The sequence below is a fragment of the Spirosoma pulveris genome (genome assembly GCF_054781875.1).
This window is the reverse complement of sequence record NZ_BAAGTO010000002.1, coordinates 122,099-145,629: the sequence shown is the minus strand read 5'-3', so window position 1 is coordinate 145,629 and position 23,531 is coordinate 122,099. Positions and strand designations below refer to the sequence as shown.

Here is a 23,531-nt window from a genome sequence, read left to right as displayed (position 1 = left end):
ACATTTATACCGTACTGGAGAAAATGGGCATTGCTGTTACCGGATTTCGGGTTAGATAACGGTCGAACACCATACAGATGTTGCGCAGAAACGGTCGCCCTTCCGGTTGTACCCAGAGTCCGGTTTCGTCGTATACCAGCAACCCATCGGCTCGTAAATCGTCGAGTTGATGACTGATGGCGCTCCACTCGGCAGGTGTCCATTCCAGGGTCGACCAGCGGGTTTCAAAGCGACACATGATATTCAGGATATGCTGCCGGATCGGCGTATCCTCGCTGGTGAGCAGGTGACCTTTGAAGGTGGGTAATCGGTTGTGCGTCAGTTCATCCTGATAGCTGCCGATGTCTTTCTGGTTTTGCATAAACGCCGTTCCTATGTCGCTAATGGCCGATGCCCCCAGTCCCAGCAGGATGTCGGTTTGGGTGGTGGTGTACCCCATGAAATTCCGGTGCAGTTGTCCGGTATGCATGGCTTTGTGGAGCGAATCGTGCGGCAGGGCGAAATGGTCCATACCAATTTCGGTGTATCCACCGGCTTCGAGCAGGGCGCGGCCTGTTTCATACAAGGCTCGCTTGGTGTCGGCACCCGGTAGATCGGTATCCGCAAATCCCCGCTGCCCCGTTCCTTTGATCCAGGGCACATGCGCATACGAATAGAACGCAATCCGGTCGGGTCGGAGGGAGAGCGTCCAGGTGATGGTATCCTGAATGGACGACTGCTGCTGAAAGGGCAGGCCGAACACAAGATCGTGGCTGATGGAAGTGTAACCGATGGCCCGGGCCTGTTCGGTAACCCGTTTCACATTGGCAAACGGCTGGTGGCGGTGAATAGCTTTCTGCACCACCGGGTCGTAGTCCTGAACGCCGAAGCTCACGCGCCGAAATCCGTATTCATAAAGCGTTTGCAGGTGTTCGGCCGTTGTGTTGTTAGGGTGACCCTCCCAACCAAAATCGGGGCCGCTGGTGGCTGTGGTGGGTATCGGATCGGCCCAGCGGAAGATGCCGGTCAGTAACCGACGCAGCTCATGGGGCGAAAAAAAGCTGGGTGTGCCTCCGCCAAGGTGTAGTTCGGCAATGCGGGGCCGCTCCGGAAGCCAGTCGCAGTACATCTCCCACTCGCTGAGCAGCGCATCCACATACGGTTCCTCTACGTTGTGGTTTCGGGTGATGCGTTTGTTGCAGCCGCAAAATGTACACAGACTTTCGCAGAAGGGCAGGTGAATATACAGGCTGATCCCGGCCGAGTAATTACTGTTGGCGAAGGCCGTTGTCAACCGCTTTTGCCAGTCTTCACGGGTAAACGCGGCTGTGTTCCAGAAAGGTACGGTGGGGTAGCTGGTGTAGCGCGGACCCGCTACGTTATATTTGGCAATCAGTGAATCGCTCATGGGGAAATCCGGCAGCCAAAGCTGCCTGAGGCTACAAAAGTCGTATTTACCCAACTGGCCTACGCGGTGGTTTAATCAACTGAAATCCTGATTTATGTCAGCTCATGTTGAGACTGATCGAGTCAATTTTGGGGAAATTTCAGGTGATTATGATGACAGCTGCACCCCCCAAAACTGTTTGCTACCACTGCGGCAACGAATGCCCTTCCGATACCGAAACGATTTATGTTAACGATAAGCCATTTTGCTGCTCGGGTTGCCAAACGGTGTATCAGATTCTTAATAAACACCAGCTTTGCCAGTATTACGACTTAAATCCGGCACCAGGCAAGACGCCCAAGATTGAACGGCTTGCCTTTCTGGATCATCCCGATATTGCCGGTAACCTGATTGATTTCCAGAATGAAAGTGTGGCTCATGTAACCTTCTATGTGCCATCCATCCACTGCTCCTCCTGCCTGTGGCTGCTCGAACACCTGTACCGCATAGAACCGGCGGTGCGGCAAACGCGCGTCGATTTTCTGAAAAAGCAGGTGCATCTTATGTACAGTCCCGGTCAGCTTTCCCTGCGGCAGGTAGCCGAGCTGCTGACGTCGCTGGGGTACGAGCCGCTGATCAGTCTGGACGATGTGGTGAAGCAGGGCCAGAAACCCAGTTACCGGCCGCTGCTCTACCGGCTGGCGCTGGCGGGTTTTTGCGCGGGAAACATTATGCTGTTTAGCTTCCCCGAATACCTGGGCCTCAACGATCCGGATTTCAAACATCTGTTCGGAATCCTGAATCTGGTACTCGCTACGCCCGTCGTCTTCTATTCCGGGTCGGGTTACTTTGAATCGGTCTGGAAAAGTCTGAGACGGGGGATTATCAATATCGACTTTCCTATTCTGCTCGGTATTCTGGTCGCGTATTTCCGGGGTACCTACGAGGTGCTTGCTTTGGGTGGGGCAGGCTATTATGATTCGGTTACGGGGCTTATTTTTTTCCTGCTGTGCGGCAAGTGGTTCCAGCAGCGTACTTACGATTTCCTATCGTTCGAGCGCGATTATAAATCCTACTTCCCCCTGGCCGTAACGCGGCTGGGACAGCGGGGAAAGGGTGAAGAGTCAGGAATTTCGAGCAAGCCAACTCCCTCTTTCCAATCCCCTCTGCCCAACGCTCCAGACCAGGAAACGCCCGTTCCGGTGGCAGATTTGCAGAAAGGTGATCGCATTCGGGTTCGGCACGGCGATCTGATTCCGGCCGACAGCCTGTTATACCGGGGTACTGGCCTCATCGACTATTCGTTCGTAACCGGCGAGTCGGAGCCGGAGTCTAAAGACCCCGGTGCGCTCCTGTATGCCGGTGGACGGCAGATGGGGGGGAGTATCGATCTTGAAATCGTTCGGGATGTATCGCACAGCTACCTTACGCAGCTCTGGAACAGCGATACCTTTCGGAAAGAGAAGCCCAACCGCGCCAAAACATTTGCCGATGCCGTTGGCACCTATTTTACGATAACCGTACTCTCGCTGGCTACCCTGGTGGGTGCCTACTGGTACGTTTGGGCCGGTCAACCAACCACCGCCGTCAACGCGTTTACGGCCATCCTCATTGTGGCCTGCCCGTGTGTGCTTTCGCTATCCTATCCGGTCGCGCTGGGGCATGGCCTGCGGTGGCTGAGCAAACAGGGGGTCTTCCTTAAAAATGCCGATGTAATCGAGCAGCTCACCCACTGCGATACCATTGTTTTCGATAAAACGGGAACCCTCACCACACCCGCTTCGGACATTGTAACGGAGTCGTTCACAAAACCACTCACCAGTCTTGAGCGGGCCATGGTTCGGGCTGTCATTAACCAGTCGGCGCATCCGCTGAGCCAGCGACTGCGTCAGTTCCTGGCCGAATGCCCGCCAATGCTTGTCGAAAACTTTACGGAAATGCCCGGCAAAGGGGTTGTTGGACTGGTCGACGATCAGGTCGTTAAAGTCGGAAGCGCGACTTTTGTGGGGGGCGTCGATCAGAAAAGCGGGCCGTCGGTGCATGTCAGTATCGACGGAACGTACCGGGGGCAGTTCAACATTGCGGCCCCCCTACGCGAAGGGCTGGCGAGTATGCTGACGTCGTTTGTCGGGAATGGCAAGCAGCTCTACCTGTTATCCGGCGACACCAGTACCGCCCGTACCGAACTCCGAAGCTGGTTTGCCGATGACGCCATGCGGTTTGGCTGTAGCCCGGACGATAAGCTCCGGTTTATTCGGGAACTCCAGGCAAAAGGACATCACGTGCTGATGATTGGCGATGGCCTCAACGATGCCGGTGCGCTCAAACAGGCCGATATAGGCATTGCCGTGACGGATGATACCCTTCGGTTCACACCCGCCAGCGACGCCATTCTGGAAGCCCGCTCGCTGCGTCAGCTTCCGACCTACCTGCGCTACAGCCAGTTTGCCATGCGGCTTATCCGGTTTAGTTTCGGGGTGTCGCTGCTGTATAATCTGGTCGGGTTGTCGTTCGCGGCTGCGGGGCATCTCTCGCCGATCGTTGCTGCCGTACTGATGCCGCTTAGTTCGGCTACCATGGTGCTCATTGCCACGGTAGGCATGCGGCTGTGGGGTAAAGCTCATTCGGGTACTGCTCACTAATTTACCGTTCCCTCAATCCATACCTGCCTCTGTTTCCACCCGAGAGTAGTCCTGCGACCAATGGTCTAGAAAAGAAACTTATCTACGATTCTAGATTATGAGAACAGGATTATTACTCGGGTTTTTGCTGGGAGCAGCAAGCCTGACCGGCTGCACGACAAAAGAAGCCGTAAAGCCAACTGAAAATGCCATTACAAACTTCATTGGTGCCGAGAGTTCAATTACATCAGGAACACGCACATCCGGCCCTTGGGAGCTGGGCGTCGTCTTTAGCTCATCGGTGGCTGGTAAATTGACCCAGGTGGGCAGCAAAATGCCGGAACCCGGTTCGTACCGGATCGTTGTGTGGCACTTCGATACGAAGGCTGTCCTTCGGCAGAAGACCATCGAGCAGACCACACCCGATAAACTAACACTCAATGATGTTGAGTCGCTAGCCCTGGCGGCCAACAAAAAATACGTTATCAGCATCAATAACCAGTCGGGCGGGGCCAATAAGAAATACGGTTTTGCCTACAAGACCGGCAGTTCCGATTTCATGCCGTTCACGAAAGGGAGCATTCTGGTTTACAACGCCTGCTACCGAAATACGGCAACTGTGTTGTTTCCGGATGTCGTCACAAACGTGAAATATGAACTCTACGGCTATCCGGAGTTCACGTTCATCCCTGACTGACTGGTTTGGTCGGTTCAATAGATTAGCTTGACTACTTACCAAGGGCGGTGATATAGGTGACGTTTGTCGCTTGCATCACCGCCCTTGATAAGTAAGCCTATGCGGATTTTCTGCTTTTCAGATCGCCCGTCCAATTCCCACTTTATAGTTGCGTTTAGTCATGGTCGTTAGAGTTTTCCTGATAGTTCTTCTGTCCTTCAATTTCGCCCAAGGTCAGGCGGTTGTCTGGACACTCGTACAGCCCGGCGTCTGGAAAGGCACCATCGGGAAGCCCGAAGCGTATAATTTATTGACGGCTGCCGGTACATCGCCCAACGCGTCGGCCCTGATCCGGCTGGGTGCGGCCGACTTTCCATTGCCCAAACCCGCTATTGTCACCCAGATTATTGATGGTAAAACGTACCTGCGTTTCCCCCTGGACCGTACCGAACAACTCTATGGCTTCGGCCTTAATTTCCAGACTGTACACCAGCGGGGACGTATACTGAACCTGCATATGGACCACTTCGGCGGGTCCGATAACGGGCGCACCCACGCGCCCACGCCTTTTTACGTCTCCTCGAAAGGCTACGGCGTATTCATTAATTCGGCCCGTTACCTGACTGTGTATGCTGGTTCGGCGGCCCGCAAAGACAGCCCCGATGCGCCCGAAGCCAAAGACCGGAATACGGATAAAAGCTGGACGGCCAGCCCTTATTCCGATGCCGTAGAGATTGTGGTACCTGCCGCCGGGGTGGAGTTTTACGTGTTTGGCGGGCCAAAACCGCTCGATGTGGTTCGGCGGTACAATCTTTTCTCCGGGGGCGGCTGCCTGCCTCCGCGCTGGGGACTGGGTTTTCAGCAGCGGGTGAAGTCGTTGAATACGGCTGAGCAGGTGCAGGCCGAAGCCGATGAATTTGAGCAAAAGGGCTTTCCGCTGGATGTGATCGGGCTGGAGCCGGGCTGGCAAAGCAAGTCGTATCCGGGTACGTTCGAGTGGGACAAAACCCGCTACCCCGACCCAAACGGTTTTCTGAAAGCGATGCAACGTAAAGGCATTCGAACCAATCTCTGGATCAACCCCTACATAGCGCCCAGTGCGTCGATTTACAAAGCCATTCGTCCGCTGACGGCCTCGCACACGGTCTGGTCGGGTGTGGTGCCGGATTTCACGCTTCCCGAAGCCCGGCGCATTTTCTTCGGGCAACTGGCTAAAGATGGCATCGGGCCGGGGGTAAGTGGGTACAAGATTGACGAAGTGGACGGCTATGATTCGTGGCTCTGGCCCGACGTTGCCACCTTCCCATCGGGCCATTCGGCGGAGCAGATGCGGCAAACCTACGGACTGCTGATGCAGCGGTACAGCACGGATATATACCACCAAAAAAACACACGTACCTATGGGCTGGTGCGGGCGTCGAATGCGGGCGGGGCTTCCTTCCCGTATGTTATTTACAACGACTATTATAAGCACGAAGACTTTATTACGGCGCTCATTACCAGTAGCTTTTGTGGGGTGTTGTGGACGCCGGAAGTGCGGGCTTCGTCAACCAGTGAAGAATGGCTGCGCCGGTTTCAGACGGTCGTCTTTTCGCCCCTGGCGATGATCAATGCGTGGGCGAGCGGTACCAAACCCTGGTCGTTTGCCGATGTGAGCAAGTCGGTGCAGGACATGGCGCTACTGCGGATGCAGATGATGCCCTACTGGTACAGTGAATTTGCCAAATACCACTTCGACGGTACACCGCCTTTCCGGGCCATGAGTCTGGAAGAAGGCTTTCTGGCTGATGTGCGTACGGCCGTGGTCAATGAGAATCTAAACGATAACCCCTACGCGCTGGCTATCCGCCGGGAGGTAAAAGATCAGTACATGGCGGGCGAAAACCTGCTGGTGGCTCCTTTATTTGCCGGGCAGACAAGCAGGCTGGTGACCCTGCCCAAAGGCAACTGGTACGATTTCTACACCGGCGAGCTGGTGGGTAACGGTCAGCAGATCACGGCAACGCCCGGCCTGGAGCGTATTCCGGTGTACGTAAAAGACGGCGGTATTGTGCCCATGATGCCCGCCCGGCTTCACGCGCCCAAAGCCGGAGAAACGGTACCCATCGAGGTTCGGTATTACGGTAGCAAACCGGGGGCATACCGGCTCTACGACGATGACGGCGAAACGTTTAACTACGAACGGGGCCAGTACAGCTTCCGGGAAATCCGGGTAACGACAAATGGGCAGGCCGGTATTCAGGGACGTATCTCGGCTCCCGAACCCGGCAAGCCAAATACCATTGGCGCGGTTACATTCGTGCAAATGACGAAGTAACGGTACGTGCCTTACCGCCGTTTACTAAAGTGTTGGTTGAAAATAGCGATGATAGTGGCATATTGGACTGGTAATCAATTGACTTTGTTACTGTTCCCTTGCCCCTGCACGCTCAATGGAAACTCTACGCTCACAGCAGCCCGGTGCGTTTGTCCCGGCCGTTCATCCGGTTGCCCAGACGGAACGCATCCGAACGCTCGATATATTGCGGGGTGTTGCCCTGCTCGGTATCCTGCTCATGAATATTCAGGCCTTCGGGCTTACAGACGCCAGTCTGGATCAGCTTATCCGTAACCCGCATGGTGGTAACTACTGGCTGCTGACCCTGGTGCATGTGCTGTTCGAGAGCAAGATGCGCGCCCTGTTTTCCATACTGTTTGGGGCTGGAATCATCCTGTTTCTGACCAAGACCCGCGGTGGTTCGGAAATGGATGCCCCCGAATTGTTCATCCGCCGTCAACTGTGGCTCATCGTTTTCGGACTCGTCAATGCCTGGGGGTTGCTGTGGCATTATGATATTCTTTTTCATTACGGCATCGTAGGGATCTTTCTTTTCCCTTTTATCCGGTTGTCGCCCCGGGCGTTACTTATTTGTGCCGTTGTGACCGGTTTACTTTACAGTGGCAAACTCTACTGGCAGTTTGCCGAACAGAAGCATAAATACGAAAAATTTCGGCCGGTAGCGGCTCTCGAAAAAAAGAATAAAAAGGTAAAGCTCACGGATGAACAGAAAGAAGCCAAGTCGGCCTGGGAAGGTCTGGTAAAAGGGCATCAGTACGACAGAAAAGCGGATAAAGCCGATGTGCTGGCGATGCGCTCCGACTACGCTACCGTTTGGGTGCATCAGGCCACTAAAATCAAGCAGATGGAAGCTCCATTCTTCTACCAGGAGGGCATCTGGGACGTTATCTCCATGATGTTACTGGGCATGGCCCTCTTCAAATGGGGGTTTCTGTCCAATCGGCTTACCACCCGTCAGTACGTGTTTTTGGCGCTTGGCGGGCTCCTGATCGGTCAGGCAATGGCCTGGATTTCGCTGCCTTCCCACGAACTCGAAGTGGTCGATTTTACAAAGTTTATCAGCGGTACCAGGCTACCGGTTGCTCATGTGCTGATGCCTTTCGAACGGGCGTTTTCGGCCATTGGCTGGGCCAGTTTGGTACTGCTGGCCTACCGGGCCGGGGTTGGCATATGGTTGTGGAAGGCACTGGGTGCCGTGGGGCAGATGGCCTTTACCAATTACCTGATGCAGAGCGTGCTTTGTACGTTGTTTTTCTATGGCTACGGCCTGGGCTACTTTGGCGATCTGAAGTTTTATCAACTGTACATCGTGGTAGCGGAGGTTTGGCTGATTCAGATCGTTTTTAGTCTCGTCTGGCTGAAGGCTTTTCGGTTCGGTCCGCTCGAATGGCTCTGGCGTACCCTTACCTACGGCAGACGGCAACCGATGCGGCTGACTGAAACGACTTTGCCCATATCGCCCGCTTTCTCCTGACCCACCTCTAACCACCTCATTCGATGGAAATCAATCCTGTTTTACCCATAACCGCCGACAAGGCTGTGCCGGAGCTAACGACGAGCCTGCCTGCCAACGACCAGGATACGGTTCAGGCATCGGCCGCGCCCCAACCGGTGGACAAAGCCGCGCGTATCGAAACGATCGACCTGATCCGGAGCCTGGCCCTGCTGGGGATTCTGATGATGAACATGCCGGGTTTCGGCTTTCTGCCATCGGGCTTCAACCGATTGATGAACAACCCGGCCGGGCCCGACTTTTATGCCTTTGTTATCGTTAGCCTTGGCTTTGAAGGAACCATGCGCGGCCTGTTTTCGATGCTGTTCGGGGCCGGTATGGTGCTCTTTACCCAGAATAAGCGCGAACAGATCAATGGCCCAACCGTAGCCGAGTATTACTACCGTCGGCTGTTATGGCTGGTGTTGTTCGGGGTCATCAACGCCTACGTATTTCTATGGCGTGGGGATATCCTGTTCTTTTATGGCCTTTGCGGGATGATTCTGTACCCTTTTCGTCGGGTAAAAGCGGGCTGGCTGATCGCCCTGGCCGTTCTGTGCATGGGGCTGAACTCCATTCGTACCGAATTGTGGTACAGCGAACTACGGACAAATCGGGCGGGGTATCTGGAAGCGGTGAAGCAGGAGAAAGCCCATAAAAAGCTGACGGATAAACAGAAAGAGGCCAAAACTGCCTGGGAAAATTTTGAGAAGGGCTTTAAGCCGGACCCCAAAAAAGAAGCGAAAGAATTAGCCGAAATGCGCTCCGGCTATGGCACGGTCTTTATGCATCTGTTACCAGAAAACAGCTCGTCCGAAACATTCTATACCTACTACGGCAGTTGGGATATGCTGCTGATGATGTTTATCGGGATGGCCCTGCTGGGCTGGGGCTTTTTCGCCAATAAACTACCGACCTCCACCTACGTTGTCACGCTCCTCATCGGCTACGGGTTGGGGTTGCCCATCAGTTGGTTTTACACGAAGGCGCAGGTCGACTGGGCACAGCATGCCGGGCAGATTGTCGATAATTACCGGACTATTCCCTTTCAGGTGTATGACCTACGGCGGGTTCTGCTGGCACTCGGCCATGCGAGCCTGCTGCTGTTGGTGTATCGTTCGCAACTTGTGCCCTGGCTCATGCGGGCGCTGACGGCGGTGGGCCAAATGGCCTTTACCAATTACCTGATGCAGTCAATTATCTGTACGCTCCTATTTCACGGTTATGGCCTGGGTTATTACGGAAAAATGGCCTTCCACGAACTGTATTACGTAGTTGCCGGGGTGTGGGTATTCCAACTGATCCTGTCGCCCATCTGGCTACATTATTTCCGGTTCGGTCCGTTCGAATGGCTCTGGCGTTCACTCACTTACTGGAAACGGCAGCCCATGCGCCGGAGCGTGGCGGTGGAGTAATTGAATAGTATTGATTGTCATGTAAACAGTTGTGGCGCGGGAAAAGACTCCCGCGCCACAACTGTTTACATATACGCTTCGTCGCGCCCGAGCCGGAGTTTGAGTACCCCTATTTTATTGAGCAGCAGAATAAGCGGGTAGGCGGGGTCGAACTCGTGCCAACGAAAACCGCCGAAATTGGGACGGCCACCGTATTTGTGGTGGTTATTGTGATAGGATTCGCCCATCATCAGGAAATCGAACGGCAGCAGGTTCTTGGCCGTATCATCCAGCTTGAAGTTCGTGTAGCCGTAACGGTGCGCGTACCAGTTGATAATGGCGCCGTGTACCGGTCCCATCAGGAAATGCACCGGCAGCAGCAGGAAAAACCAGGGCGAGGGAGCAAACTGAATGTAAAACAGGGTATAAAATGTTCCCCAGGCCAGTCGCACGGGCCAGCGGTCGCCGAGCCATTCCATAAAGGGCCAGTTGGGCACTCCCTTTTTGAACTTCGCCGGAATTGTATCGCGGTTGTTCAGGATGTCGTTGTAAAACGTCCGGGTTTTCCACATCATGTCGAAAAGGTTGTTGGAGTACTCGGGCGAGTGCGGGTCAAATTCAGTATCCGCGTGGGCGTGGTGGAGCCGGTGCATGATGCCATAGGCGCGGGGGCTCAGGAACGATGAGCCCTGTCCGATAAAGGTGAGCACATAGAAAAACTTTTCCCAGCCGGGGCTCATGGTGAACATCTGGTGAGCGGCATAGCGGTGGAGAAAAAACGTTTGCATCAGTACCGACAGATACCAGTGCGCCAGAAAAAAAGCAATAATAATCATTGTGGGAAGTCATGGGGCCTCAGAAACCGGTGGTGCGCAGGGCAGATGCCATCGATAAGAGGCTGTAGTTAAAAGACAGTGTCAAGGGTTTCGATACGGATACAGTCTCGGCCTGTTTTTGATTGGGGGCAGGATGACCCTTACCCAGGAGAGGGCGACTTGACGTATTGGAAATACCTTGATTCCGCAAAGCTGAAGGGTTTTTTCGGGTCAAAAACTGACGTGCATCAGATTGCGGATTGATAAGAATCAACTCGCCTGACTACCTGAATTTTATCAATTTCCTACCTGACCAAACTCATCGAAAGCTGATCGGATGACCCCCACTTTTGGGGTGTCAAACGCGAATGGGTATGTCTATTATCTTCTTCATGATCGGAATTAGTCTGCTAATGGCACTGGGGTTTCTGGGTGCGTTCATCTGGTCGATGCGAACCGGCCAGCAGGACGACCTGTATACGCCTTCGCTCCGGATGCTGCTCGACGATGAGCTGCCGGACGAACCCGCAACACTGCCCCAGACGCCACTAACAACTAAACCGCTAAGCCGGACAGCCTAAAAAAATCCGCTACTGCCGTATGAACGTTACAAGCAATCAACCACTTCAAGTCATTTCGCCCGATCGGTCCGCCATCGGGCAGCCACCACCGGGCCAGCGACCCGTCATTGAACGATTTGCCTACGACAACACCATCGTGCGCAACTTCGCCGTGGCCTCCATTATCTGGGGGATCATCGGTATGCTCGTCGGGGTAATCGTGGCCAGTCAGCTCTTTGCACCAGCCGCCAACCTGGGTAATCAGTACACCACCTTCGGGCGGATACGTCCCCTGCACACCAATGCCGTTATTTTCGCCTTTGTGGGCAACGCCATTTTTATGGGGGTCTATTATTCGCTGCAGCGGCTCTGCAAAGCCCGGATGTTTTCGGACCTGCTCAGCAAAATTCACTTCTGGGGCTGGCAGCTAATTATTCTGTCGGCGGTGGCTACGCTGCCATTGGGTTTGACGACCTCTAAAGAATACGCTGAACTCGAATGGCCCATCGACATTGCCATTACGCTGATCTGGGTCGTTTTCGGTATCAATATGTTCGGTACGATTGTGAAACGGCGGGAGCGCCACCTGTACGTAGCTATTTGGTTTTACATCGCTACGTTCGTGACCGTTGCCGTGCTGCACATCGTCAACTCGATGGAAATGCCCGTCAGCTTTCTGAAAAGCTATTCGATGTACGCGGGTGTTCAGGATGCGCTGGTGCAGTGGTGGTACGGTCACAATGCCGTTGCGTTCTTCCTGACCACGCCGTATCTGGGCATGATGTACTACTTCCTGCCTAAAATGGCGAACCGGCCGGTGTATTCATATCGTCTGTCCATTCTCCACTTCTGGGCGCTGATATTCCTGTATATCTGGGCGGGCCCTCACCATTTGCTGTATAGCTCCCTGCCCGACTGGGCGCAGTCATTGGGTGTTGTGTTTTCCATCATGCTCATTGCACCGTCCTGGGGTGGTATGATCAACGGATTGCTGACCCTGCGGGGTGCCTGGGATAAGGTTCGCGAAGATGCGATTCTTAAGTTTATGGTCGTAGGCCTGACCGCTTACGGGATGGCCACGTTTGAAGGGCCGCTGCTGTCGCTCAAGAATGTAAACGGCATCGCGCACTTTACCGACTGGATCGTAGCGCACGTTCACGTAGGGGCACTGGGCTGGAACGGCTTCCTGACCTTCGCCATGCTATACTGGCTCATTCCACGCATGTACCACACACCGCTGCACTCGAAGAAACTGCTGAATGTTCACTTCTGGCTCGGTACGCTCGGTATCCTATTCTACGCGGTGCCCATGTACATTTCGGGCTTTACGCAGGGGATGATGTGGAAAGAATTTACACCTGAGAGCACCCTCCGCTACGGCAACTTCCTCGAAACGACGCTGCAACTGCTGCCCATGCACCGGATGCGGGCCATTGGTGGATCGCTTTATCTGGTAGGCGCTATCCTGATGGGCTATAATCTGTTCAAGACGATGGCGGTGGGTACGCTGACGGCGAACGAGTCTGCCGAAGCACCGGCCCTGGCCGTCGCGTACAAACCCGAAGGCAGCGATACCTTCTGGCACCGATGGCTGGAGCGCAAGCCGTTCCCCCTGCTGGTAGCCTCCCTGGTGGTTATCCTGATTGGTGGTCTGGTCGAAATGGTACCGACGTTCATGGTCAAGAGCAATGTGCCAACCATTGCCGCCATACAGCCATACACGGCGCTGGAAGTGGAAGGACGTGACCTTTACATCCGCGAGGGCTGCGTAGGTTGCCACAGCCAGATGATCCGGCCGTTCCGTTCCGAAACCGAGCGCTACGGTGAGTACTCCAAAGCCGGTGAGTTTGTCTATGATCACCCGTTCCTGTGGGGCAGCAAACGTACCGGTCCCGACCTTCACCGCGAAGGGGGTAAGTACCCGAACTCCTGGCACTACCACCACATGCGCGACCCGGCCTCCATGTCGCCCGGCTCCATTATGCCGCCGTACCCCTGGTTGCTGGAACAGAAGCTGGACGTATCCCATACCGAAGCCAAGCTGCAAGCCCTCAAAAAAGTGGGTGTGCCATACGAAGATGTGACCATCCGGTACGCGCAGGACGACCTGCAAAAACAGGCGGGCGACATCAGCAGCCAACTGGCTAAAGATGGCATCAAGGTGCAGCCCGACCGCGAAATCGTAGCCCTCATCGCCTACCTGCAACGGCTGGGAACGGACATTAAGAAAATGGAAAAGTAAGTATTAGGAGTGAGGTGCGAGGAGCCGTCCGGCGGCAGGAAAACCACCGGAAACAAAGATTTTTCGACTCACTCCCTCTTCTTGCCGCCGGATGGCTCCTCACTTCTCGCTCCTCACTACTAACTCCCTCAAAAAGCCCCATGTTCAAGCAATTTATCTCCAAAATACCCGGTGCGGACCTGTATATGGTTGGTTCGTTCATGACATTCTTTGTCTTCTTCGTGCTGGTTGGCCTGTATTTATGGCTGTCCGACAAAAACCATATGCGGCAGATGAGTCGTCTGCCATTCGATGAGTCATCCACCGATTAACCGCTATTGTCGCTCATGAATCTGCTTTTTATCGTTTTATCAATTGGCCCGTCTGCCATGTGGGATATTAAATCGGGAGAGGATCTGATTCTGCTCTCGCTGTCCATCTTCCTGCTGGTGGGAATGGTACTGGTAGGGGCTGTAGCTCTCTATCTGCTATTTATTCTTCGCAAAGCGGTGAATCCGGAACTGGCCAATAAACCCGCCGATACCCGTACCCTCTGGCAGCGTGTGTCGGGTTTACATGCCCTCAGCCAGGAGCAGGACCTGGTCATGGAACACGCCTACGACGGTATCCACGAACTGGACAACCCAACACCACCCTGGTTTATGGGCCTGTTTTATGGCACCATCGGCTTCGGCGTTATCTACATCATCGTCTTTCACCTTACGAGCCTGGGCGATCTGCAAACAGCGGAATACACCCAGGAGGTCGCTATCGCCGAACAGCAGCGCGATGCCTACATCAAGAAAGTAGCGGGCTCGATCAACGAAAATAACGTGACCGCCGTGAAGGACGCCAAGGCCCTCGACGCGGGTAAAGCGGTGTTCCTGCAAAGCTGCGTCGCCTGCCACGGGCAGCAGGGGCAGGGGGGCGTTGGTCCGAACCTCACCGACGAATTCTGGCTGCATGGCGGCTCTATGAAGCACGTCTTTCATACCATTACCGAAGGTGTTCCCGAGAAAGGGATGATGTCGTGGAAGAAACAGCTTAACCCCTTGCAGGTACAGCAGGTAGCCAGTTATATCCTCACCCTACAGGGTACAAATCCTCCCGGAGCCAAAGCACCCCAGGGGGAGAAAGAAGCTCCCGTACTGGCTAGTAAATAATAACCTATGACAACTCAACTGCCTCCAGCTCCGGTCGATGATTATTTTCGGTCGCACCTCCCGAACCAGAACGAAAACGGGAAGCGGAAGTGGCTATACCCCAAAGCCACGTCAGGGCGTTTTACGCGCTGGCGTACGGTGGTGGCCATCGGGCTGCTGGTGGCGTTGTTTGCTGGGCCGTTCGTTTGGGTCGATGGGCATCCGCTGTTTCTGTTCAATGTGCTCGAACGCCGGTTTATCTTTTTCGGCGTAACCTTCTGGCCGCAGGATTTCTACCTCGTTGCTATCGGGCTCATTACGTTTGTGGTGTTCGTGTCGCTGTTTACGGTCGTCTTTGGGCGCGTGTTCTGCGGATGGGCCTGTCCGCAAACGATCTTTATGGAAATGGTTTTCCGGAAGATCGAAGGCTGGATCGAAGGGGATTACAAAGCGCGTCAGCGGCTGGATGCCGGTCCCTGGACAACCGAAAAAATTCTGAAGAAGACAGCCAAGCATGCCGTCTTTTTCCTGATTTCATTTGCCATCAGCAACACGTTTCTGGCCTATATCATCGGCCGCGACAACTGGCTTAAGCTTATTACAGACAGCCCCTCCGGCCACGTCGTTGGTTTGTTCGCCATGCTGGTATTTACGGGTGTTTTTTACGGTGTCTTTGCCTACCTGCGTGAAATCGTTTGCACGACCATCTGCCCGTACGGGCGATTGCAGAGTGTGATGCTGGATAAAAATTCGCTCATTGTTGCGTACGACTACATCCGGGGTGAGCCTCGGGGTAAAAAACAACGGGCAGGGTCAGCGGGTGTAGGGCAGGGGGGAAGGGGTACCGGCGATGGGGCTGTCGCACTGAGTCCCGAACCCGCGGCCTTTTACCCGCTACCCCTGGCGGCCCAGCCCAAGGGCGATTGTGTCGACTGTAAACTTTGTGTTCATGTCTGCCCAACCGGTATCGACATTCGCAACGGTACGCAGATGGAGTGCATCAACTGCACCGCCTGTATGGATGCCTGCGACGATGTGATGCTGAAAATCGACCGGCCGCTGGGCCTGATCCGGATGGATTCGCAGAAGGGGATCGAAACCCGGCAACCTTTCCGGTTCACCACCCGAATCGGGGCGTATACGGCGGTGCTAATAGCCCTGCTGGCGGTGTTAGGATTCTTGTTGGTTAGTCGACCGTCACTCGATGTTACGGTGCTGCGGGCACCGGGGCAGCTGTTTCAGCGGGAGGCAAACGGGATCGTGTCGAACCTGTATTCGGTTGAGATCATCAACAAAACCTATCGGCCCATGCCCGTACAGTTTCGCGTGAGTAACCCCGATGCCCGGCTGCGCTTCGTGCAGCCACTGACGGAGACGAAGCCCGGCGAGCTGACGAAAACCATGTTTTTTATTACCCTGCCGCAGAAGGCTATCCACCAGGATAATACCAACCTGAGCATCGATATTCTATCCGGCAACACCGTCGTTGATGAGATCGAAACCAACTTTCTGGGGCCAAATCAATGAGCGAACGGATGAAAGAACGAAAGAGTGGCTCCTGTACAACCCGCTTTCGCTCTTTCATCCGTTCGCTCTTTCACTCTTTTATAATATGAACTGGGGAAAAGCGATTATACTTGTCTTCGTCCTGTTTGCCGGATTTATCGGTACGATGGTCGTACGAATGAGCCGCCAGTCAATTGATCTGGTGCGCGATGATTATTACCAGGACGAAATGGCGTACCAGCAGCAGATCGACCGGGTAGCCAACGCCCGTGAATTCGATCCGGCTGCGTATATCCAATACCAGACCGAAAGGCAACAGGTAAAGCTGCGTCTGCCCGACTCGCTGCAGCGCGGTACCTTAACGCTCTACTGCCCCGCAGACCGGAAGCAGGATGTTCGTCTGCCCTTAACGGCAGCCACGCAGGTTATTACCGTGGTACCCATGCAAAAGCGGCAGCGGGGACTGTGGCGGGCTCAACTCGCCTGGTCTGATGGGAAACGCGAATACTACACCGAGCGTGAACTGATTTTGCCATGATCGTCTGGCTCACAACGGCCCTGTTGACCGGTCTGGCCGGGAGTCTGCACTGCATTGGCATGTGCGGACCGCTGGCTATGGCCGTGCCCGTAGGTCGGCTGCCGGTGGGTCAGCGCGCTTTGGCAAGGGGGCTGTACCATCTGGGGCGGCTGAGCGCCTACAGCCTCCTGGGTGTGGTGGTGGGGAGTGTGGGTCAGGGATTGCTGGTAATGGGCTTACAGCGACCTGTTTCTATTCTGGCGGGTATTCTGCTGCTGGTCTGGGTCGTCTCTTCCCGAACATTCCCCAATTGGGTGCAGGCCTCTCCGCTCACCCGGCGGCTAACGGCCCCGCTGGCGCAACTGCTTCGCCAGCCTACTTTGCACCACATAACCGGACTTGGTTTTCTGAATGGATTGCTACCCTGCGGCTCCGTATACGTAGCCCTGACAGGGGCTTTAGCCGCTCCTTCGCTGCTGAACGGCGGCTTATATATGCTGGTATTTGGCCTTGGAACAGTGCCCGCCATGCTGAGCCTGACTATGGCCCTGACCAACCTGACGCCCCGCTTACGGCAGCGATTCGGGAAAGCGATGCCCCTGGCCACCGTTCTGCTAGCCGTATTGCTCATTGTGCGGGGCATTGGTTTGCCCACGCATTCGGCAAAAAACCGGCCCGATTCAATACCTGTCTGCCACGGTAGCCGGTCAATGTAATTGATCCTTCGGCTTGTGCTTATACCGGGTGCTCAGGTTGAGAACCCGGTATAACGGACAGGAGCCTGAAATGCTGGTGAGCAGGAGGGCTATACTGAAGAGCAGATAAAGCCAGCTCATCGGCGAATGTAAATCGTTGACTACAAATAAAATAAGTAGACACATGCCGATAATACCCCGAAGGGAAATATCATAATAACCGAGGTTCTTTTTCATGGGCTTAGCTGGATTAGCGCATAAAATTAACGTGGCCTACGGTTGTGTGACTTGATGGGTATCAAAGGCAAATTTGATTTTTCTCACTAGTGTACTACCGTCCTTACCGGTCGGGCGTGAATTAATTTTCCTGCCCGACCGGTAAGGACGGTAGTACATGTATAATCAAGAGCTATGACATCCACCAACGCTCCGTCTGTAAAACTGCCAGTCGCGGGTCTTACGAACGTGGAAGCGGATGCTTCCCGACGGCAATCCGGCAGTAACCGGCCGGCAACGCACAAATCCCAAACGGGCTGGCGGTTGCTTGTCGAAATCATTTCCGAGCCCATGTTCATTTTACTGGCCGTCGCCAGTTCGCTCTACGTCATTCTGGGGCAATGGGAGGAGGGTGCCGTACTGGGGGTGGCTATGGTGTTTATTTCGGCTATATCCTTCTTTCAATCCGTTCGGAGCGATCGGGCATTGCAGGCGCTCCGTCAGCTGTCTCAGCCCATGGTATCTGTGCTTCGCGATGGGCAGCAAGGGCGTATTCCGGTAGAGGAACTGGTTGTTGGCGATGTTGTCTGGCTGACGGAAGGGCAGACCGTGCCAGCCGATGGCGTGCTGATTCAGGGGAATGACTGTTCCGTCGATGAGTCCGTGCTGACGGGTGAGTCGGTATCGGTAGCTAAGACCGAGCCGGCCATAGACCGGTTTCTGGCCGGTACACTGCTCACCTCCGGCAGCGCCTATGTACGCATAATCACCGTGGGAGAAGCCACCGAATTGGGTAAACTCGGGCATTCCTTACAGACCATCGAAGTAGAAAAAACGCCTTTACAGCAACAGATCGCTCAGTTTGTTCAGCGAATGGCTTTTGTGGGGTTCGGGGCTTTCGCGCTGGTCTGGGGCATTAACTTTGCCCAATCCGGCGATCGGGTTACCTCACTACTGCTGGGGCTGACCATCGCCATGTCTGTTTTACCCGAAGAAATACCCGTGGCGTTCAGCAGCTTTATGGCGCTGGGAGCCGCCCGCATGGTACGCCTTGGTGTACTCACCAAACAACCACAAACGGTCGAAAGTCTGGGCTCGGCCACGGTCATCTGCACCGATAAAACCGGAACCATCACCCAGGATGGCATGACCCTCGCTCAACTGTACGTTTACAGCGACGATGCCGTTGTGCCGTTGACCAAATCGCTGACGCCATCGGCCGGCGACGTGTTGGCTTATGCCCGCTGGGCCAGTGAACCCACCCCCTTCGACACCATGGAGCAGGCTATTGTGACAGCTTACGAAAGTCGGTTTGCCCCCGCTACCTATCCATTGCTGCATGAATACCCACTGGACGGAACACCGCCAATGATGACCCATGTGTATGCCGCCGGTACCAGCCCGGTACGTGTAGCGGGGAAAGGAGCAGTAGAGCGCATTGTTCAGGTCTGTCAACTGTCGGCGGCAGAAAGGGGCAGGGTTCTCACGCAGGCTAACGAACTGGCCGGGCGCGGGTATCGGGTGCTGGGCGTTGCGGGAAGCGACTGGCCTAACGAAATTTACCCCGCCAGCCAGGATGAGTTTAGCTGGGTTTTTAAAGGCCTTGTGGCGCTGGAGAATCCACCCAAGGCCAACGCGAAATCTGTCATTCAGCAGTTCAATCGGGCCGGTATCGTAGTAAAAATGATTACCGGCGATTCGCCCGAAACCGCCTGTGCCATTGCCCGCCAGGTGGGTCTGCCCAATGCCGATCGGCTGTTCATCGGGCAGCAGGTGATGGCGCTCCCGGAAGCGGAGTTACAGGCCAACGTGCGGGAGGTGAACGTTTTTGCCCGTATGTTTCCCGAGGCCAAACTGCGTGTAGTCCGGGCGTTGAAAGCAAATGGTGAGGTGGTGGCCATGACCGGCGACGGGGTCAATGACGGCCCGGCGCTCAAAGCGGCCCATATTGGGGTAGCCATGGGCCGCCGGGGAACGGAAGTGGCCAAACAGGCGGCCTCGCTGGTGCTGGTCAACGACGATCTGGGCGGTATGGTTGATGCCATTGCCCAGGGTCGACGCATTTATCAGAACCTGAAACGGGCCGTGGGCTACATTGTTTCCATTCATATTCCCATTATTCTGACGGTCACCATACCGTTGCTGTTTGGCTGGCGGTACATTAACCTCTTCAGCCCGATACACATTATTTTTCTGGAGCTGGTTATGGGGCCTACCTGTTCCATTGCCTTTGAGAACGAACCCGCAGAACGAGACCTGATGCAGCAGCGCCCCCGCCCGTTTACGGCTACGTTCTTTACGGCGGGCGAATTAGGAATCAGCGTTGTGCAGGGAATTGTGATTGCAGGGACAGTGCTGGGGGTTTACTGGCAGGGCATGAATATGGGAGCACCCATCGAAAGCGTACGGACAATGACGTTCGTAACGCTGGTACTGAGCAACATCTGGTTAACGTTGGTTAGCCGCTCGGGACGGGCGCCGGTTTGGCAGACAATACGTCGCCCCAATCCATTGCTTTGGCTCATGCTGTCGGTAACCCTTTTGCTGCTTATTAGTGCACTGCTCTTTCCACCGATGCGCACCCTGGCGAAATTCGGTGCGCTAACGCCGGATAGTTTTGCTCAGTGCCTGCTCTGGTCATGCCTGGGTGTAGGCTGGATTGAACTGGTGAAGGGTAAGGGAAATTAGTGGAGTGGCGCACTCCACTGAATCAATCCATCAGCAGGTGTTCGGCAACGGTAGAAACCATGCCTTTGTCCGATGCCAGACCAACTTGCCGCCAGATCTCAATGCCCTGGCGCACCAGAACAAAAGCGGGCGTTTGCGTAATGCCAAAACTCTGTACAACTTCCGGATGAGACAGTTCGTCGATCTTCAGAATACGCACGGCTTCCCCGAGCAGATTTTGCAGTGATTCGGCGAGGGTAATGAAAGAGGCACGCCTATGACGATCGGCTTTTTCCGAAGGCATAAAAAACAATAGAACCGCCGATCGGGCAGGGATAAGTATCGGATTTGGGTCGTCGCGTTTCATCGTTATGCGGCTTACCGTAAGCTGTTAGACTAAAAATAATCGTTGTTCGTGATGTAAAATTGGTCGATTATGCCCGCAGATGAGCTGACATTCGTTAGCCAACTCAATGATTATTGACCGTTTTGTCAAAGATTGCTGTAATTTGGCGTAGAAATCTTTCATCATATGCTGAAAGTTTGACATCTGTATGTTGACACAGCTATACTCAAGTACGTTAACGAATTTACTTTTCGAGAAGAGCGATGAATTTATAGGCATCTATGACCTTAACGAAGAACGATTTGTTCGAATAAACCAGACTGGCGTGCGCATGCTTGGTTTTGAATCGGAGGCCGCCATACTGGCAGACCCGGTTCGGTCCCGTTCCCTGCGGATTCAGCCGCTTGCCAACGAAGATCGGCAGGAACTGATCCGGAAAATTCAGGAATCCGATCCTTATGAGGAAGTTATTAAAACGGGGCGGCAGGATGGGCAGCCATTCTGGGGCAAGCTTATTATTTATACGTTTACCAATAACGACACTCCGTTTGCTATTGTCCGGTTCATTGACCAGGCCCGGCTGCACCAGGCTGAACTTGAACTGGAGCACAGCGTTAGTCGATACGAAGCTATTTTTTCCAGTGCTACCATCGGGATAATCGTTTGCGATAATCAGGGAGCTATTGTATCGGCCAATCAACTGGCTAATCAATTGTTCGGCTACACCGTCGGCGAAATGTTGACGCTCACCATCGAGCAACTGGTACCAACGCGCATAAGCCATTACCATCAGAAACTCCGGCAGTCGTTTAACGAGAGCCCGCAGGTACGCGCAATGGGGCATAACCGGGACCTTAACGCGCAACGTAAAGATGGGTCCGTTTTTCCCGTTGAAGTCAGTTTAAGCTATTTCCGGCTCGAAGATGAACTGTATGCCGTTGCCTATATAGTTGACATTACGTTCAAGAAAGAAGCCGAGCGGCAGTTGCTGGCTCACCGCGATGATATTGAACGACTCAATGCCGAGTTGGAGCAAAAAGTTGTCGACCGTACGCATGCGCTCATGAATACGCTCGACCAGTTGGAACAGTCCAAAGATGAATTGGCTCGGGCATTGGCCGTAGAGCGGGAGCTGGGGGAACTGAAATCCCGTTTTGTGGCGATGGCCTCCCATGAGTTTCGAACCCCCCTGACCGCCGTGCTGACGTCGGCTACGTTGATCGAGAAATATACCACCAGCGAACAGCAGGATAAGCGGGAGAAACACCTGATGCGCATTCGGGCGTCGGTAAACCACCTTAACGATATCCTGGAGGAGTTCTTGTCTGTGGGTAAGCTCGAAGAGGGGAAAGTGGTGACGCACCCCGCCGAAATCGATCTGGCGAAACTGGTAGACGAAACCATTACCGATATGCGATCCGGATTGAAGCCCGGTCAGCTGATTCAGGCCCAGCTCGACTGTATGCGTACGATCTGGCTCGATCCGTCGATGCTCCGTAAAATTCTGGTCAATCTATTGAGCAATGCTGTAAAATATTCGGGACCCGATTCGGTTGTGTATGTACGGGCTACCTGTTCCGAAACTAACTTACGCTTAGTTATTGAAGATCAGGGGCTAGGTATTGCGAAAGAAGATCAGGACCACCTGTTCGAACGATTTTTTCGGGCCAGAAATGTTACTAATATTGCGGGTACCGGCCTGGGACTCCACATCGTAGGCCGCTATGTTGACCTGATGGGAGGCACTATCGCGCTGACCAGCGAACTCAATAAAGGAACAACCCTCACCTTAAATCTTCCTTATGAAAACTATATTGTTGATCGAGGATAATGAAGACATCCGCGAGAACACCGCCGAAATCCTTGAACTGACAGGCTATATCGTCGACACCGCCGAAAATGGGAAGCTCGGTGTTGAAAAAGCGCTCGCCAAGAAGCCCGATCTGGTTATCTGCGACATCATGATGCCCGTACTGGATGGCTATGGTGTGCTGCATATTTTTAATAAAAATCCCCAGTTGTCGGGGGTGCCGTTCATCTTCCTGACGGCTAAAACAGAACGTAACGACCTGCGCAAAGGCATGGAACTGGGTGCCGACGATTACCTCACGAAACCATTTGATGAGTCGGAGCTGCTCAGTGCCATTGAAGGACGTCTGAACCGATTTGCGCATCTCAGGCCAGATTATGACCTGGTACATGACGGCCTTGAGGAGTTTATGGACGATGCCCGCCGGGTAGGAAATCTGCAGAGCCTGTCGGCCGATCGTAAGGTTCACGCTGTGCGGAAGAAGCAGTACATTTACTCCGAAGGGGACGAAGCCAACCGCTTGTATTTTCTTAAAGCGGGGCGGGTCAAAGCGGTCCGGATCAATACCGATGGCAAAGAGCTGATCATGGAAATCTATACCCCCGGCGATTTCTTTGGATATCTGCCTTTACTCGATAGTCGCCGGTATACCGAATCGGCCATAACGATGGAGGATTCGGAACTGCATTATATTCCGATAGAAGATTTTCAGCAACTGCTGCTGGCTAATCCGGAAGTAAGTCAGCATTTTATCCAACTGCTGGCCGGTCGGGTAGCCGAGCGGGAAGAGCAGCTGGTTGGTATGGCGTATAATTCGCTCCGGCGTCGGGTAGCAGACACGCTCTTACGACTGCATAATCAGCAAAACGGTGAGCTCATCCAACTCTCGCGCGACGATCTGGCGGCCATTGTTGGTACCGCTACCGAATCCCTGATTCGTACCCTGAGCGAGTTCCGGCAGGATGGGCTCATTGAAGTAATTGCGCCAACGGGTATTCGGGTGCTGCAAGCCGAAAAATTACGCCGGGCTAACTGGTAACCAGCCAGTTTTTTGGGTTGCCGCCTGAGAAAATCGGCTGTATGACAAGAATCAGGTTTTGGGCTAAGCCCGCTCAGCTCTGTCGGCAGAAGGGTGAACTAATTTTAGGG

Annotated in this window: 19 protein-coding genes; 15 read left to right on the top strand and 4 right to left on the bottom strand. The window is 54.2% G+C overall.

Annotated elements, in window-relative coordinates; all coding sequences use genetic code 11:
- Positions 1-4 precede the first annotated feature (4 nt).
- Entirely contained in the window at positions 5-1,387 is a 1,383-nt protein-coding gene (gene hemN / locus ACYVJM_RS08935) for an oxygen-independent coproporphyrinogen III oxidase (protein ID WP_461147878.1), read from the bottom strand.
- A gap of 149 nt (positions 1,388-1,536) precedes the next feature.
- On the opposite strand from hemN, the gene ACYVJM_RS08930 reads away from it, so the two are divergent.
- The 5 genes from ACYVJM_RS08930 to ACYVJM_RS08910 all read left to right on the top strand — a co-directional run bounded on the left by ACYVJM_RS08930 (position 1,537) and on the right by ACYVJM_RS08910 (position 9,908).
- A complete protein-coding gene (locus ACYVJM_RS08930; RefSeq protein ID WP_461147877.1) occupies positions 1,537-4,008 on the top strand; it encodes a heavy metal translocating P-type ATPase in 2,472 nt (823 codons plus the stop codon).
- 97 nt (positions 4,009-4,105) lie between these two features.
- Positions 4,106-4,684: a DUF4082 domain-containing protein gene (locus tag ACYVJM_RS08925; RefSeq protein WP_461147876.1), complete on the top strand. Its 579-nt coding sequence runs from the start codon at positions 4,106-4,108 to the stop codon at positions 4,682-4,684.
- A 160-nt stretch (positions 4,685-4,844) separates the two neighbouring features.
- The gene (locus tag ACYVJM_RS08920) at positions 4,845-6,980 is read left to right on the top strand and encodes a glycoside hydrolase family 31 protein (RefSeq protein ID WP_461147875.1); all 2,136 of its coding nucleotides are present in this window, start codon (positions 4,845-4,847) and stop codon (positions 6,978-6,980) included.
- Between the two features lie 115 nt (positions 6,981-7,095).
- A complete protein-coding gene (locus tag ACYVJM_RS08915; protein ID WP_461147874.1) occupies positions 7,096-8,475 on the top strand; it encodes a DUF418 domain-containing protein in 1,380 nt (459 codons plus the stop codon).
- Positions 8,476-8,498: 23 nt separating this feature from the next.
- Positions 8,499-9,908 carry a DUF418 domain-containing protein gene (locus ACYVJM_RS08910; RefSeq protein ID WP_461147873.1) on the top strand — a complete coding sequence of 470 codons (1,410 nt, stop codon included), beginning with the start codon at positions 8,499-8,501 and terminating at the stop codon, positions 9,906-9,908.
- A gap of 65 nt (positions 9,909-9,973) precedes the next feature.
- On the opposite strand, the gene ACYVJM_RS08905 is transcribed toward ACYVJM_RS08910, so the two are convergent.
- Positions 9,974-10,723 (bottom strand): acyl-CoA desaturase, encoded by a 750-nt coding sequence (locus ACYVJM_RS08905; protein ID WP_461147872.1) that lies wholly within the window; start codon positions 10,721-10,723, stop codon positions 9,974-9,976.
- Positions 10,724-11,076: 353 nt separating this feature from the next.
- Between ACYVJM_RS08905 and ccoS the strand changes: the two genes are divergently transcribed.
- The 7 genes from ccoS (at position 11,077) to ACYVJM_RS08870 (ending at position 17,364) form a co-directional block, all read left to right on the top strand.
- Entirely contained in the window at positions 11,077-11,283 is a 207-nt protein-coding gene (gene ccoS / locus ACYVJM_RS08900) for a cbb3-type cytochrome oxidase assembly protein CcoS (protein ID WP_461147871.1), read from the top strand.
- Between the two features lie 19 nt (positions 11,284-11,302).
- A complete protein-coding gene (gene ccoN, locus ACYVJM_RS08895; protein ID WP_461147870.1) occupies positions 11,303-13,504 on the top strand; it encodes a cytochrome-c oxidase, cbb3-type subunit I in 2,202 nt (733 codons plus the stop codon).
- Positions 13,505-13,644: 140 nt separating this feature from the next.
- A complete protein-coding gene (locus ACYVJM_RS08890) occupies positions 13,645-13,815 on the top strand; it encodes a hypothetical protein (RefSeq protein ID WP_012928089.1) in 171 nt (56 codons plus the stop codon).
- 15 nt (positions 13,816-13,830) lie between these two features.
- Positions 13,831-14,646: a cbb3-type cytochrome c oxidase N-terminal domain-containing protein gene (locus tag ACYVJM_RS08885; protein WP_461147869.1), complete on the top strand. Its 816-nt coding sequence runs from the start codon at positions 13,831-13,833 to the stop codon at positions 14,644-14,646.
- 6 nt (positions 14,647-14,652) lie between these two features.
- A complete protein-coding gene (locus ACYVJM_RS08880) occupies positions 14,653-16,152 on the top strand; it encodes a 4Fe-4S dicluster domain-containing protein (protein WP_461147868.1) in 1,500 nt (499 codons plus the stop codon).
- A complete protein-coding gene (locus ACYVJM_RS08875) occupies positions 16,115-16,669 on the top strand; it encodes a FixH family protein (protein ID WP_461147867.1) in 555 nt (184 codons plus the stop codon). Before ACYVJM_RS08880 ends, ACYVJM_RS08875 begins: the two co-directional genes overlap by 38 nt.
- Positions 16,666-17,364 carry a sulfite exporter TauE/SafE family protein gene (locus ACYVJM_RS08870; RefSeq protein WP_461147866.1) on the top strand — a complete coding sequence of 233 codons (699 nt, stop codon included), beginning with the start codon at positions 16,666-16,668 and terminating at the stop codon, positions 17,362-17,364. The genes ACYVJM_RS08875 and ACYVJM_RS08870 overlap by 4 nt, the downstream gene beginning before the upstream one ends.
- On the opposite strand, the gene ACYVJM_RS08865 is transcribed toward ACYVJM_RS08870, so the two are convergent.
- Positions 17,356-17,580 carry a YgaP family membrane protein gene (locus ACYVJM_RS08865; RefSeq protein ID WP_461147865.1) on the bottom strand — a complete coding sequence of 75 codons (225 nt, stop codon included), beginning with the start codon at positions 17,578-17,580 and terminating at the stop codon, positions 17,356-17,358. The genes ACYVJM_RS08870 and ACYVJM_RS08865 overlap by 9 nt on opposite strands.
- Before the next feature lie 174 nt (positions 17,581-17,754).
- Between ACYVJM_RS08865 and ACYVJM_RS08860 the strand changes: the two genes are divergently transcribed.
- A complete protein-coding gene (locus tag ACYVJM_RS08860) occupies positions 17,755-20,247 on the top strand; it encodes a cation-translocating P-type ATPase (protein ID WP_461147864.1) in 2,493 nt (830 codons plus the stop codon).
- 22 nt (positions 20,248-20,269) lie between these two features.
- Here ACYVJM_RS08860 and ACYVJM_RS08855 read toward each other — a convergent pair whose 3' ends face one another.
- Complete coding sequence (locus ACYVJM_RS08855) at positions 20,270-20,593, bottom strand: thioredoxin family protein (RefSeq protein ID WP_461147863.1); 324 nt, start codon at positions 20,591-20,593, stop codon at positions 20,270-20,272.
- Between the two features lie 187 nt (positions 20,594-20,780).
- Between ACYVJM_RS08855 and ACYVJM_RS08850 the strand changes: the two genes are divergently transcribed.
- Both ACYVJM_RS08850 and ACYVJM_RS08845 read left to right on the top strand, forming a co-directional pair.
- Entirely contained in the window at positions 20,781-22,403 is a 1,623-nt protein-coding gene (locus tag ACYVJM_RS08850) for a sensor histidine kinase (protein ID WP_461147862.1), read from the top strand.
- Entirely contained in the window at positions 22,375-23,421 is a 1,047-nt protein-coding gene (locus ACYVJM_RS08845) for a response regulator (RefSeq protein WP_461147861.1), read from the top strand. The genes ACYVJM_RS08850 and ACYVJM_RS08845 overlap by 29 nt, the downstream gene beginning before the upstream one ends.
- The last annotated feature ends 110 nt before the right edge of the window (positions 23,422-23,531 follow it).

Bases quoted from the DNA above. Each gene is read 5' to 3' on its own strand.
- hemN (WP_461147878.1), bottom strand. From the start codon at position 1,387: ATGAGCGATTCACTGATTGCCAAATATAACGTAGCGGGTCCGCGCTAC.
- ACYVJM_RS08930 (WP_461147877.1), top strand. From the start codon at position 1,537: ATGATGACAGCTGCACCCCCCAAAACTGTTTGCTACCACTGCGGCAAC.
- ACYVJM_RS08925 (WP_461147876.1), top strand. From the start codon at position 4,106: ATGAGAACAGGATTATTACTCGGGTTTTTGCTGGGAGCAGCAAGCCTG.
- ACYVJM_RS08920 (WP_461147875.1), top strand. From the start codon at position 4,845: ATGGTCGTTAGAGTTTTCCTGATAGTTCTTCTGTCCTTCAATTTCGCC.
- ACYVJM_RS08915 (WP_461147874.1), top strand. From the start codon at position 7,096: ATGGAAACTCTACGCTCACAGCAGCCCGGTGCGTTTGTCCCGGCCGTT.
- ACYVJM_RS08910 (WP_461147873.1), top strand. From the start codon at position 8,499: ATGGAAATCAATCCTGTTTTACCCATAACCGCCGACAAGGCTGTGCCG.
- ACYVJM_RS08905 (WP_461147872.1), bottom strand. From the start codon at position 10,723: ATGATTATTATTGCTTTTTTTCTGGCGCACTGGTATCTGTCGGTACTG.
- ccoS (WP_461147871.1), top strand. From the start codon at position 11,077: ATGTCTATTATCTTCTTCATGATCGGAATTAGTCTGCTAATGGCACTG.
- ccoN (WP_461147870.1), top strand. From the start codon at position 11,303: ATGAACGTTACAAGCAATCAACCACTTCAAGTCATTTCGCCCGATCGG.
- ACYVJM_RS08890 (WP_012928089.1), top strand. From the start codon at position 13,645: ATGTTCAAGCAATTTATCTCCAAAATACCCGGTGCGGACCTGTATATG.
- ACYVJM_RS08885 (WP_461147869.1), top strand. From the start codon at position 13,831: ATGAATCTGCTTTTTATCGTTTTATCAATTGGCCCGTCTGCCATGTGG.
- ACYVJM_RS08880 (WP_461147868.1), top strand. From the start codon at position 14,653: ATGACAACTCAACTGCCTCCAGCTCCGGTCGATGATTATTTTCGGTCG.
- ACYVJM_RS08875 (WP_461147867.1), top strand. From the start codon at position 16,115: ATGAGATCGAAACCAACTTTCTGGGGCCAAATCAATGAGCGAACGGAT.
- ACYVJM_RS08870 (WP_461147866.1), top strand. From the start codon at position 16,666: ATGATCGTCTGGCTCACAACGGCCCTGTTGACCGGTCTGGCCGGGAGT.
- ACYVJM_RS08865 (WP_461147865.1), bottom strand. From the start codon at position 17,580: ATGAAAAAGAACCTCGGTTATTATGATATTTCCCTTCGGGGTATTATC.
- ACYVJM_RS08860 (WP_461147864.1), top strand. From the start codon at position 17,755: ATGACATCCACCAACGCTCCGTCTGTAAAACTGCCAGTCGCGGGTCTT.
- ACYVJM_RS08855 (WP_461147863.1), bottom strand. From the start codon at position 20,593: ATGAAACGCGACGACCCAAATCCGATACTTATCCCTGCCCGATCGGCG.
- ACYVJM_RS08850 (WP_461147862.1), top strand. From the start codon at position 20,781: ATGTTGACACAGCTATACTCAAGTACGTTAACGAATTTACTTTTCGAG.
- ACYVJM_RS08845 (WP_461147861.1), top strand. From the start codon at position 22,375: ATGAAAACTATATTGTTGATCGAGGATAATGAAGACATCCGCGAGAAC.